Genomic DNA, 12,805 nt, shown 5'->3' with positions numbered 1-12,805 from the left:
CATTGAGTTTAGGTTAAGAGGTATTTGGTTGTTCTAAACCAATATCTTAGAAATTCAATTTGGGAAAAAGGCCTCCTTGGAGGTCTTTTTATTTATAGAACAACGCTTTATCGTAAATTTGTTAAGTTTTTAAGCATTTCATCGGATTTATTTGTAATTAATCCGCTTTACACTTACTTTTCGCTTCGGGATATGCTAGTAATTAATAATCAGCTAAACCTATCCGTTATATCCCTATAACTTTGTGCCAGCTTATGGACTGTATTAAACTTTCCCTCATAACTCTGTTTTTAGCGTTCTTAGGCATTAGCTATGGTCAACAGGTTGTAATCGACAATTCAATATCTGCCCAAAATTTAATAGAGAATAATTTAATACAAGGATGTATAGAAGTATCTAACATTTCATCTCCAGTTAACGGATCAACAGTTGGTCTAACAAGCTTTGGTTATTTTCAGCGTGGCGCGTCAAATTTTCCTTTTGAGGATGGTATCGTGCTCACCACTGGCAACGTGCTTTCTGCTGGAAATGGGATTAACAACGCCACCTTAAATGAAGGTAATGAGAACTGGGGTTCCGATGCAGATTTAGAAAGCACCTTAGGAATCACTGGTACTTTAAATGCTACATCCATTGAGTTTGACGTCATTTCTATTTCAAATACCATACAATTCAATTATATTTTGGCATCAGAGGAGTATTTTGCAAACTTTCCCTGCGACTATTCTGATGGATTTGCATTTCTAATTCGGGAAGCCGGTACAAATAGCCCCTATGTTAATATAGCTTTGGTTCCAGGTACTTCAATACCAGTAAACACCACTACCGTACATGATGAGATTGTTGGCTTTTGTGAGGCTTCAAATGAGCAATTTTTCGATGGGTATAATTTAGGCGACACCAATTTTAATGGTAGAACAACCGTACTTTCTGCTACGGCAGCTATACAACCCAATGTACAATATCAAATAAAACTAGTCATTGCAGATCAAAACGATCAGAATTATGACTCAGCCGTTTTTATTCAGGGAAGTAGTTTCAATGCGTCCGTAAATTTAGGAGAAGACTTCACCACCTGTGCCCCTGAGGCAGAATTAGATGGCAACATCTATAATCCAAATGCCTCATATACTTGGTATTTAAATAATACCTTAATTGAAGGCGCTATGGGTCCTACTTATAATGCAACACAATCAGGAAACTATAGAGTGGAAATTGAAATACCACTGGCCGGTGGTGTTTGCGTTATTGAAGATGATATAAATTTAGAGTTAAACTCAACACAATCCTCAGTTCTTATTTCTGATTACGAGATTTGCGATGACCTAAGTAATGATGGTATTGAGGTTTTTGATTTATCTATGAAAGATGATGAAATACTATCCTTAGTACCCGCATCAAACTATGTTATCTCTTATCATTATTCGCTAACGGAAGCGGAAAGTGGCATCAATGTCATAAACAATCCGATACAAAACACATCTAACCCGCAAATCATTCATGTGAGAATTGAGGATATAACCAATGGTTGTCTATTATTCTCTACAGTGAATCTCATTGTAAACAATGTGCCTATAATCAATGAGCCTACTCCCTTGGTTGTTTGTGATGATCAAGAAGCTGACGGTTTCACGTCAATTGACCTAACCGTTAAAAATGATGAAATTACGGATAGCCAAAACAATCTCCTGGTTAATTACCATGCTACTGAAAACGATGCTATAGCCGGTGCCAATCCACTGCCAATGCCTTATGTAAACACAAACCCTAATGAAGTGGTCTATGTGAGTGTATTAAATCAACAAACCGGTTGCAGAGGAATAACAACATTGAATATTGAAGTATCGGAAATTCCTACTATTGATCGAAGCAACCATTATATTGATGCTTGCGATAGCGATTATGATGGGTTTGCGCAATTCAACTTAACAGATATAATCCCAGATGTAATAGGGAACCTGACCGGTGTTAGCGTAACATTTCATGAAACGAATGAAGATGCTTTAAATGGAGTTAATGCGATAGCTAATGATACGGATTACAGCAATATTATTGCCAATGAGCAAATTGTATATATCAGGATTGAAAATGATGCAACAGGTTGTGCTTCTGTTACGCCTATTGAAATTCATACCAACATGCTCCTAACCGCCACAAATCTTGATGATGTTTCGATTTGTGATATTGACAATGATCAGGAGGAGGAAATTGATTTTGGGGCAATAGCCTCTCGTATTATGAGGGATATTCCAGATATTACTATTGAGTTTTATGAGACAGAAACTGATCGTGATAATGGAGTCAACGCCATCGACCAAAGTGTGAGTTATAGTTCCCTGAGCAATCCACAAACTATATATCTTAGATTGTCCAGTCCCACATGCACCGATGTAGCCGATATTCAAATTGTTCTTAACCCAATTCAAGAATTCACTTCAGTTGGTACGCTTACAGTTTGCGATGACGACCAAGATGGCCTAACAACCACTGAACTCTCTAATTTTGATAATTTGGTCACTGGTGGAGCTTCAGATTATAGTGTAACCTATTTTTTAACAGAAGCTGATGCTGAAGATAATACCAATGCCCTTCCCAACTTGTACGACAATAGCACAAATCCCTTCACCTTATATCCTAGGGTTGCATCAGACGAAACAGGTTGTGCTGATATTAACTCCTTTATGGTTGAGGTTCTTTTAGCCCCAGAGAGTAGTACTCCCAACACTATAATAATATGCGACGCAGACAGGGACGGCGTAACTGTTATCGATCTGTCAACTTCGGTCTCTGAAGCGTTAAGTCAAACAGAAGACAGAACGGTTTCGTTGCACAATTCCCTATCAGACGCAAATTCAGATGTAAACGCCATATCCAACATTACCAATTATCAAGCTCAAACTGAGACTATATACATCAGAATTGAAAATGATAATACCGGCTGCTACTCCGTTGAGGAGTTGTTAATAATTGTCAATACCCTACCCTATGTAGGAACTGTGAATAATGAAATGAGTGCCTACAACATCTGTGAAAATGAAAGTGATGGTATAGGTGAATTTTTCTTTCTAACTAAAGATGCAGAGGCGCTCAATGGACAAACTGGTAAGAACGTATCTTACTATTTAAGCGAATCTGAGGCCAATACCAAAACAAACCCCATAGATAAGGAAAACGCTTTTGAGAACAGTAGCAATCCCCAAACTATTTATATAAGGGTTGAGAATGACACAGATGAAAGTTGTTTTATGACATCTTCTTTTACTATTGAAGTAGGGACCAATCCTGAATTTAATGAACCTACCAATTGGTTTGTATGTGATGACATGTCTAATGATGGCCAAGAAACCTTTAATCTATCGGCTAAAATTGAAGAAATCCAAGCCGGATTCCCGGATATTCAAAATATCTCGTTTTATGCCAATGAAACGGATGCTGTAAATAGCACCGAACCTTTACCTATAAACTTTACAAATACAGTCAATCCGCAACAAATCTACGTTCAAATTGATAATGGTACTATTTGTAATTCCATTAGCTCATTTGTTTTGAACGTTATTCAGGTCCCTACTGTAAACCCGACCTTACCACTTGAAGTATGCGACGATAATTATGACGCTATCGTTACCGTCAATTTAACCGATGTAGACATTGATATTTTAGACGTAAGACAAGATGATATTGAAATCCAATATTATGAAACCATTGAAGATGCCGAATTAAACCAGAATTCAATTAATGACCCCAATAATTATACTACAAGCAGTATTACCCAAACGGTTTATGTTAAGGTTACCAATACCGTATCTGACTGTTACACCCTGGTACCTATAGACATTATTGTTAATCTTCCACCAATCATTACTGATTTCGTCAACTACAATATTTGTGCTAATGATGATAATTTTTTCGATTTAAATGAGATCAGTGCTTTTGCTGTAACCAATATGGCAGGTATTGTATTTAGTTATTTCTCAAGTGAAACAGATGCGATTTCAAATAACAATGCGCTAAATCTCGATTACACGTATCAAAGTAATTCTGACATCCTGTATTTAAGGGCTCAATTCACAGAAACAGAATGCTTTATTATTTATCAATTTAATTTGATTGTCAATACATTACCGACCGCTAACCAACCTAATGATTTAATAGTTTGTGATGATGATTTCGATGGTCTTTTTCAGTTTGATCTTAACCTGCAAAATGCTACGGTTTTAGGTAACCAAGATGCATCTGGCCTCACCGTATCATATCATAACAGCATGGAAGATGCAGATACTGGCAATTCACCAGTAGATGTGGATTATTTTGCATTCGATGGGGAAATCATATACGTACGATTGGAAAATAATAGCACTGGATGTTATGATACAACCCTATTCAATGTGGTCATTAACCCCTTACCTATTATTGACATCGGAGATCAGGTAATTTGCTTGAATAACCTTCCATTATTGGTTTCGGCCAACACTAACAATGCATCAGACAGCTACCAATGGTCCACAGGTGAAACTTCCCCCGAAATTGTAATAACAACTATCGGAACATATTGGGTCCGTATCACCTCTGAATTTGGCTGTGAAAATATGGAAACTTTTGAGGTTATAGAATCCGAAGCTGCGACGATAGAAGCTACTGAAATCATTGATTTTTCCGACCCAAATAACATAACAGTAACTATTAGCGGAATTGGCAATTACCTGTATCAATTAGATGGAGGCGTACCCCAAGAATCAAATGTATTCAACAATGTTAGTATGGGTTATCATACAGTAACCATTATAGACCTCAATGGTTGTGCCCAGGTTACAAAGGAAGTCTTAGTTGTAGATATCCCAAAATTCATGACACCAAATAACGATGGCTATTTTGATACCTGGCATATTGTCGGTATTGAAACCTTGCCAGGAACAGTAATTCATATATTTGACCGCTATGGTAAACTTGTAAAGGTCATAAGCGCAGACACACCCGGTTGGGATGGCACTTATAACGGCACCAAGCTGCCCTCAAGTGACTATTGGTTTGTCGCAGATATAAAGCGTGGAGATCAATCTTTCCAAATAAAGGGGCACTTTACTATTAAACGGTAAAAAAGCAGCTTGAATTAAGCGCATGTTTATCGTAACTTTGCATGATGCGATTTAAAATTGAGTCAGGCTTTAAACCTACTGGTGATCAACCGGAAGCTATCCAGCAGCTAGCGGATGGTATTTCTTCAAACGAAAAGTACCAAACACTTCTTGGTGTTACCGGTTCAGGTAAAACCTTTACGGTTGCAAATGTCATAGAAAAAGTACAGCGACCAACCTTGGTCTTGGCCCATAATAAAACCTTAGCCGCCCAGCTATACTCGGAATTCAAGCAGTTCTTTCCCGAAAATGCCGTAGAATATTTTGTGTCTTATTACGACTATTATCAACCGGAAGCCTACATTCCTGTTTCAGGAGTGTATATAGAAAAAGACCTGTCGATTAATGAGGAAATAGAGAAAATGCGTTTAAGCACAACGTCATCACTGCTCTCTGGTCGTCGTGATGTTTTAGTGGTTGCTTCTGTATCCTGCCTTTACGGTATTGGAAATCCTGTAGAGTTTCAAAAAAATGTCATTAGTCTGGAGCGTGACCAGGTCATATCAAGGACTGCTTTACTGCATAAACTCGTACAAAGCCTTTATTCTAGAACTGAAGCGGATTTTAAGAATGGTAATTTCAGAATCAAAGGGGACACAGTAGATGTGTTTCCTGGTTATTCAAACAATGCTTTTAGAATACATTTTTTTGGCGATGAAATCGAAGAAATTGAAGCCTTTGATGTTCAGACTAATGAAATATTGGAACGTTACGATCGGCTGAATATATATCCAGCAAATATGTTTGTTACCTCACCTGAGGTTCTTCAAAATGCTATTAAGGATATTCAAGATGATTTAGTAAAGCAACACGACTACTTTAAGGATATTGGAAAACACCTCGAAGCCAAACGCCTTAAGGAACGCACGGAGTTTGACCTAGAAATGATTCGCGAATTGGGTTACTGCTCTGGTATTGAAAACTATTCGCGCTATTTAGACGGCAGATCGCCAGGTACAAGACCATTCTGTTTATTAGATTATTTTCCTGATGATTACTTAATGGTAGTAGATGAGAGCCATGTCACCATTTCCCAAGTCCACGCTATGTATGGTGGTGACCGTAGTCGTAAGGAGAATTTAGTAGAATATGGCTTTAGACTACCTGCCGCCATGGATAATAGGCCCTTAAAGTTTGAAGAGTTTGAGGCCCTGCAAAATCAGGTGATTTATGTCAGTGCAACTCCAGCGGATTATGAAATGGAAAAAACAGGTGGCGTTTATGTTGAGCAGGTCATTCGCCCTACAGGCCTTCTTGATCCAGTTATAGAGGTCAGACCAAGTCTTAATCAAATAGACGACCTTATTGAGGAAATACAAAACAGGGTAGAAAAAGATGAACGCACACTTGTGACTACTCTAACAAAAAGAATGGCAGAGGAATTAGTTAAATATTTGACTCGCATTGCCATCCGTTGCCGCTATATACACAGTGATGTTGATACTTTGGAACGCGTAGAAATTATGCAGGATCTCCGAAAAGGTATTTTTGATGTTCTTGTGGGTGTCAATTTGTTGCGTGAAGGACTAGACCTTCCTGAAGTATCCTTAGTTGCGATTTTAGACGCCGACAAAGAAGGCTTCTTAAGATCGAATAGGTCCTTAACACAGACTGTAGGACGAGCAGCAAGGAACTTAAATGGTAAAGCCATTATGTATGCGGATACGATTACAAAAAGTATGCAACGTACGATTGACGAAACAAATTACAGACGGGAAAAACAAATTGCCTATAACATCGCCAACAACATTACACCAACGGCTCTGAATAAAAGTCTAGATAGTGCATTGGCAAAAAATTCAGTAAGTACATATAAAACCGAGCTAGAGGCTAAAATAGCAGCTGAACCTGAAAGCAAGTATCTCTCAAAAAGTGATTTAGAAAAGAAAATAAGAGAAAAGCGGAAACAAATGGAACAGGCAGCAAAAGCACTTGATTTTATGGAAGCTGCAAGATTTAGGGATGAAATCACAGCCTATCAAGAGCGGTTGGAAACCTTAAAATTAAAGTAAGCGTTAAGTGAAACCGGCAACCCTCATCAGAGAAACTTAGCCTCATCTCACACTTAAAATGGAACAATACTAGTTGTATTGCACCTTAAATATATCGATCAAAAAATCTGGAGGTACAATCTTATTCGGGAAACTGTCCATTAAATCCAACACGCGGTTTATAGATTCATGACTTAAGCCCATACGCAAACCAAAATTATGGATTTTAACTAGCTGCTTAGGGGATATAGTTTGGTCGAGGTTCATCAATAAGACCAGCCTGTGAAATTGAACTATACGCTCACTATGCGTTTTTAAGTGAACATACGTAACAGGATGCTTAAACAAATACTCAAAATCTTCCTTAGAAATTTCTAATTGCTCAGCAATACTCAACAAAAAGTTATACTCAATAGATTTTATATTGTCGTCTATCTGGGCAAATGCAATCATTTCAGATAGTAGGCTTAATTTTTCAGCGCGGTTGATCATTTGTGAGGGTATTTAATATGTAGTAAAGTTAAAACGTTGCATTATTTTATTGTCGTTGATATGGTGTATCTCATCGAAAAACAAATTGTACTTAGTCGGAAAATTTAAACGTTTATCATTCTCAAACACCCCGTATAGTGCACTATTGCGTGTTATCTTTGATTTAATTAAGTCGATATTTTATCAAAACACCCTTATTCAATACGCTGATTACATATAAGTTACATATTTTACGATGGAGCTTCTTAAAAAGCTATGATTAAAAATATTTGGTGTCATCAACTAAAATTTTGTAAGATTCTAGCAAACGCCATTTCCATGACTACATGCGATATAGCTCCTATTCGTTTTATTTATTTATCTTTATTTGGAAGTATGCTGCCGGTGCATTAGAATTCCGGAGCACGAGTAAGGCAGCAACATTCTTAGAATTTTAAATCGATTCTTTTTACTGATGCTTACCTTTGTGCATATTGTAAACGTATTTTGAAATGACCAATAATGATATATTTAAAAAATTAAGAGTAGCCCATAAGTTGAGAGACGACGACATCATAAAGATATTGGAATTGGTGGATTTCAGAGTATCCAAGAGCGAACTCAATGCCTTTTTCAGAAAAGAGGACCATCCAAAATACATGGAATGTGGCGACCAAATACTCAGGAATTTTCTTAATGGATTAATTATCCATTTAAGAGGGCCAATGCCAAAACCTCAAAAAAAGAAGCCTTAATTTGTGAACTTCGTAAAAGCTGACAGTTTGTTTTTCTTTCTAAGCTTAAGCTAATACCTTGCAATATCCTTATTAATAAATAGATGTTTGAAACTTCAAATTCCTTAACACCAAAATTCCAAATTTCCGAAGACACCTTAAAGCGTTTGAATGTAAAATACAAACCTTTAACGGTGAGAGAACGCATCAAGCAATTATACGTGGATTTTGATGTTACGGAGGTGATGCTTACAAGTTCTTTTGCCGCAACATCGGCCTTCTTGCTAAAACTTTTTTCAGACATCAATACGGACCAAGAGGTCTTCTTTATAGACACGGGCTATCATTTTGAAGAGACCCTAGCTTATAAGGAACAACTAACCAAAACCTACGGACTTAAGGTAACCTCTATTAGTGCCCTTAAGGAAGAACACGAATTTACATCTAAGGACGAAACCTGGAAAAAGAATCCCGATTTCTGTTGCTCCATAAATAAGGTAAATCCGCTTGATGCTATTAAAAGTAAATATAAGGTTTGGGTCTCGGGACTCATGAAATGGCAAAGCGATCACAGAGCAACTTTGGACACGTTTGAATTAAGAGGTGATATTTTAAAATTTTATCCGCTATTGGACATCAGTAAAGCGCAGCGCGATAGTTATATCGAAGAACACAATCTTCCTTTTCATCCCCTTGTCGCTAAAGGTTACCATTCTATTGGATGCAAACATTGTACAGTTCCTGGAGAAGATCGCACAGGTAGATGGAACAATAGTCCAAAAACGGAGTGTGGATTACATTTATAAAAAAAGCACCTTGTTAAAGGTGCTTCTAAAAATTTAAAATAAGCTTTCTTAAGATAAAACCTCTTGTACTTTATCTGCCGCCTCTTGGAATTCTGTTGCGCTTAACACATCTAATCCAGAATTATCAATTAAGTCTTTTGCTATATCGGCATTGGTGCCTTGTAAACGCACGATAATTGGTACTGTGATATTACCCATGTTTTTGTAGGCATCAATCACACCTTGCGCCACACGATCGCATCGTACAATACCACCAAAAATATTAATGAGGATGGCTTTCACATTAGGGTCTTTGAGAATAATCTTAAAGGCTGCCTCCACCCTCGCTGCATCGGCCGTACCACCAACATCAAGGAAATTGGCAGGCTCACCACCAGCTTGTTTTATCAAATCCATTGTGGCCATAGCTAATCCAGCACCATTTACCATACAACCCACGTTGCCATCTAGGTCAACATAATTTAAACCTAATGAACCAGCTTCTACCTCAATCGGGTTTTCCTCTCGTAAATCTCTTAGTTGTGCTAAATCCCTATGTCTATATAAAGCATTATCATCTAAAGTTACTTTAGAGTCTACTGCCATAATTTTATCATCACTGGTTTTTAGGACGGGGTTAATTTCAAATAACGAAGCATCAGATTTTACATATGCTGTATAAAGTGCCGTAACAAATTTGGTCATTTCCTTAAACGCTGTACCTGACAAACCAAGATTAAAAGCTACTCGGCGTGCTTGAAAAGGTAAAATGCCTAAGGTAGGATCTATTTCTTCAGTAAAAATTAAGTGTGGTGTTTCTTCAGCAACTTGCTCAATATCCATACCGCCTTCTGTTGAATACATAATCATATTTTTACCCGTACTTCTGTTCAACAATACAGACATATAATATTCTTCGGGTTCATTGTCACCTGGATAATAGACATCTTCGGCAATGAGAACTTGATGCACCTTCTTCCCTTCTTTTGAAGTTTGAGGTGTTACCAGATTCATACCTATAATTTGACCTGCAATATCCTCAACTTCTTGAAGGTTTTTCGCCAGTTTTACACCACCGCCTTTTCCGCGTCCGCCAGCGTGCACCTGCGCTTTAACCACATACCATGCTGTTCCCGTCTCCACCGTCAATTGTTTGGCAGCATCTACTGCTTCTTTAGCATTTTTAGCCACTATTCCGCGCTGTATACGCACACCAAAACTGCTTAATAATTCCTTACCTTGATATTCGTGTAAATTCATTTGTTGTCAGTCATTTTTTGTTGGGCAAAAATAAGCATACTAATTGCGTTTCTCAAATAATTTTTGAGGTGAAATTAAAACCCTTTTCTTTTGAGAATTTGAAAATCTAGTAAAACCATTCTGAAATCCTAAATACTAGTGTTATATAATTAACATAATGTAAATATTTTGAAATAAATGTTAGTGAACATAGATGGGGTGTGATAAAAAAATTAGATTTGAATAAATATTTTGGTTTGGAAACACAACTTTTACAGATAGCAGAAGAATTTGGTAGCCCGGTTTATGTTTATAATTCGGAAAAAATTATCCATCAATACAACCGGCTCACAGAAGCGTTTAATAGTGTAGAAAATCTAAAACTGAATTATGCTGTTAAGGCCTTGTCTAATATTTCAGTTCTAAAACTCTTTAAGACCCTAGGCTCTGGTCTAGACACCGTTTCTATTCAAGAAGTACAATTGGGACTGAGAGCAGGATTTGAGCCGCAAGACATTATTTATACTCCAAATGGGGTGTCATTGGAAGAGATTGAAACGGTCGCATCATTAGGGGTGCAAATCAACATCGATAACTTGTCAATTTTAGAGCAATTTGGAAGTAAGCATCCCAATACCCCTGTATGTATACGCATTAATCCTCATGTTATGGCTGGTGGCAATACCAATATTTCGGTAGGACATATAGACAGCAAATTTGGGATTTCTATTCATCAAATCCCACTTCTGTTGCGTATTGTGGAAAATACGGGTATGACGGTCAATGGGGTACATATGCATACGGGCAGTGATATTCTTGATATTGAAGTGTTTTTGTACGCTAGTGAAATTCTGTTCGAAACCGCTAAAAATTTCAAAAACCTCGAATTCATTGATTTCGGTTCCGGATTCAAGGTCCCTTACAAGCCTGGTGATGTTGAAACTAACATAGAGGAGCTTGGCACAAAACTGTCTAAGCGCTTTAACGACTTTTGTTCTGACTATGGGAGAGACCTAACCCTTTCTTTTGAACCCGGAAAATTTTTAGTGAGTGAGTCCGGTGTGTTTTTAACCAAGGTTAATGTGGTAAAGCAAACTACGTCTACGGTTTTTGCACAAGTAGATTCTGGGTTTAATCATTTAATACGACCCATGCTCTACGGTTCACAACACGAAATCATTAACCTTTCAAATCCTGAAGGGAAAGAGCGTTTTTACTCTGTAGTAGGCTATATCTGTGAAACGGATACCTTTGCCAACAACAGACGTATTACTGAAATCAAGGAAGGTGATATTCTATGCTTCAAAAATGCAGGTGCCTATTGTTTTACTATGGCGAGTAATTACAACTCACGGTATCGCCCTGCTGAAGTTCTTTTTCATAAAGGTAAAGCACATCTTATTAGAAAATCTGAAACGTTCAAGGATATCTTAAATAATCAAATCGAGATTACTATTTAACTTTTCTAAAGTGATTACCCTTTTTGATTTAAATTATTTTTCACATATAGTTGATATGAATATTTTTCTTACTTTTACGATATAATTATCTTCACATCACATAAAGTATAGCAATTAATACTTAATATAATTGCCCCCATTTTTACGAACCTATTCCTATTTGATTAAAGTCATAAGGCTTTAGTTTTTTTGTGTTTGGTAAGCTATTAATTAACCTTTTAAACCAATTACATTATGAAAAAATTATGTTTATCATTGCTTGCCGTTCCTTTTTTTCTCTTAGGACAAGATAATGCCAGCTTCATTGAGAACCTTACACACATTAAAGTTAAAATGGGCCATGAGGCACAATTTGCAGAGGGCGTTAAAATGTACAAAGAATGTTATGCTGAAAACGGAGGAACCGATACCTGGAACTTTTGGAGCCGTTTACAAGGAAAAGGTAGTGTTTACGCGGTAACTAGCAGAATGGAAAATTGGGCAGAAATGGATGAAGGCGCTGATGAGGCCTCAGGCAAGTGCCGTAGCGTGTTCCCTTCTTTCGTTTCCCCTCACATGGAAGAGATATATACTTCCATAATCTCCTACATGCCAGAAATAAGTAATGACAGTTCAGTTGCTATGGATAAAGTATGGGTCACCTATTTCCAAGTAAAAAACAACCAAGAGTTTATGACTGTCATAAAGGCGCTTTCGGCAGAAATTAAAAAAGCCGAAGGAGATGAACGTGGCTACTGGTATAGTTTTGAAGGTGGGTCGAAAGATTCTCCAGACTATTTAGTCGCTTGGCCTTTTGATAAATATGCAGACTTAGATGAAACAAGAGACGGTGTTTGGACCGTATATGAAAAAGCCCACGGCAAAAAGAAAACAGATAATTTGAGAGCTATGTATAGAAGTGCTGTCGAAGATTCTTGGGGCTATATTTATGATAAGAGTGACTCTATGAGTAAAGAAGATTAATAGGTGTAATTTTACATCAGTATATTTAAA

Annotated in this window: 8 protein-coding genes; 6 read left to right on the top strand and 2 right to left on the bottom strand. The window is 37.3% G+C overall.

Annotation, left to right across the window (positions count from 1 at the left end; genetic code table 11):
- Positions 1-254: 254 nt before the first annotated feature.
- Both CA834_RS05255 and uvrB read left to right on the top strand, forming a co-directional pair.
- Entirely contained in the window at positions 255-5,093 is a 4,839-nt protein-coding gene (locus CA834_RS05255) for a T9SS type B sorting domain-containing protein (protein ID WP_094967617.1), read from the top strand.
- A gap of 44 nt (positions 5,094-5,137) precedes the next feature.
- On the top strand, positions 5,138-7,144 hold the full coding sequence (gene uvrB, locus CA834_RS05250) for an excinuclease ABC subunit UvrB (protein ID WP_094967616.1): 2,007 nt from the start codon (positions 5,138-5,140) through the stop codon (positions 7,142-7,144).
- A gap of 69 nt (positions 7,145-7,213) precedes the next feature.
- Here uvrB and CA834_RS05245 read toward each other — a convergent pair whose 3' ends face one another.
- On the bottom strand, positions 7,214-7,615 hold the full coding sequence (locus tag CA834_RS05245) for a hypothetical protein (protein ID WP_094967615.1): 402 nt from the start codon (positions 7,613-7,615) through the stop codon (positions 7,214-7,216).
- Positions 7,616-8,106: 491 nt separating this feature from the next.
- Between CA834_RS05245 and CA834_RS05240 the strand changes: the two genes are divergently transcribed.
- Positions 8,107-8,349: a DUF1456 family protein gene (locus CA834_RS05240; protein WP_094967614.1), complete on the top strand. Its 243-nt coding sequence runs from the start codon at positions 8,107-8,109 to the stop codon at positions 8,347-8,349.
- Between the two features lie 83 nt (positions 8,350-8,432).
- Complete coding sequence (locus tag CA834_RS05235; protein ID WP_094967613.1) at positions 8,433-9,134, top strand: phosphoadenylyl-sulfate reductase; 702 nt, start codon at positions 8,433-8,435, stop codon at positions 9,132-9,134.
- A 48-nt stretch (positions 9,135-9,182) separates the two neighbouring features.
- Here the strand turns inward: CA834_RS05235 and sucC are convergent, their stop codons facing one another.
- Complete coding sequence (gene sucC / locus CA834_RS05230; RefSeq protein WP_094967612.1) at positions 9,183-10,373, bottom strand: ADP-forming succinate--CoA ligase subunit beta; 1,191 nt, start codon at positions 10,371-10,373, stop codon at positions 9,183-9,185.
- A 218-nt stretch (positions 10,374-10,591) separates the two neighbouring features.
- Between sucC and lysA the strand changes: the two genes are divergently transcribed.
- Both lysA and CA834_RS05220 read left to right on the top strand, forming a co-directional pair.
- A complete protein-coding gene (gene lysA, locus CA834_RS05225; RefSeq protein ID WP_394346594.1) occupies positions 10,592-11,812 on the top strand; it encodes a diaminopimelate decarboxylase in 1,221 nt (406 codons plus the stop codon).
- A gap of 234 nt (positions 11,813-12,046) precedes the next feature.
- A complete protein-coding gene (locus CA834_RS05220) occupies positions 12,047-12,775 on the top strand; it encodes a hypothetical protein (protein WP_094967611.1) in 729 nt (242 codons plus the stop codon).
- The last annotated feature ends 30 nt before the right edge of the window (positions 12,776-12,805 follow it).

This window comes from Winogradskyella aurantia (assembly GCF_002266855.1).
In the GTDB taxonomy this organism is placed as follows: Bacteria; Bacteroidota; Bacteroidia; order Flavobacteriales; family Flavobacteriaceae; genus Winogradskyella; species Winogradskyella aurantia.
This window is presented reverse-complemented; position numbering and strand designations above follow the sequence as displayed.

Excerpts from the sequence above, each read along its gene's own strand:
- CA834_RS05255 (WP_094967617.1), top strand. The coding sequence starts at position 255 with ATGGACTGTATTAAACTTTCCCTCATAACTCTGTTTTTAGCGTTCTTA.
- uvrB (WP_094967616.1), top strand. The coding sequence starts at position 5,138 with ATGCGATTTAAAATTGAGTCAGGCTTTAAACCTACTGGTGATCAACCG.
- CA834_RS05245 (WP_094967615.1), bottom strand. The coding sequence starts at position 7,615 with ATGATCAACCGCGCTGAAAAATTAAGCCTACTATCTGAAATGATTGCA.
- CA834_RS05240 (WP_094967614.1), top strand. The coding sequence starts at position 8,107 with ATGACCAATAATGATATATTTAAAAAATTAAGAGTAGCCCATAAGTTG.
- CA834_RS05235 (WP_094967613.1), top strand. The coding sequence starts at position 8,433 with ATGTTTGAAACTTCAAATTCCTTAACACCAAAATTCCAAATTTCCGAA.
- sucC (WP_094967612.1), bottom strand. The coding sequence starts at position 10,373 with ATGAATTTACACGAATATCAAGGTAAGGAATTATTAAGCAGTTTTGGT.
- CA834_RS05220 (WP_094967611.1), top strand. The coding sequence starts at position 12,047 with ATGAAAAAATTATGTTTATCATTGCTTGCCGTTCCTTTTTTTCTCTTA.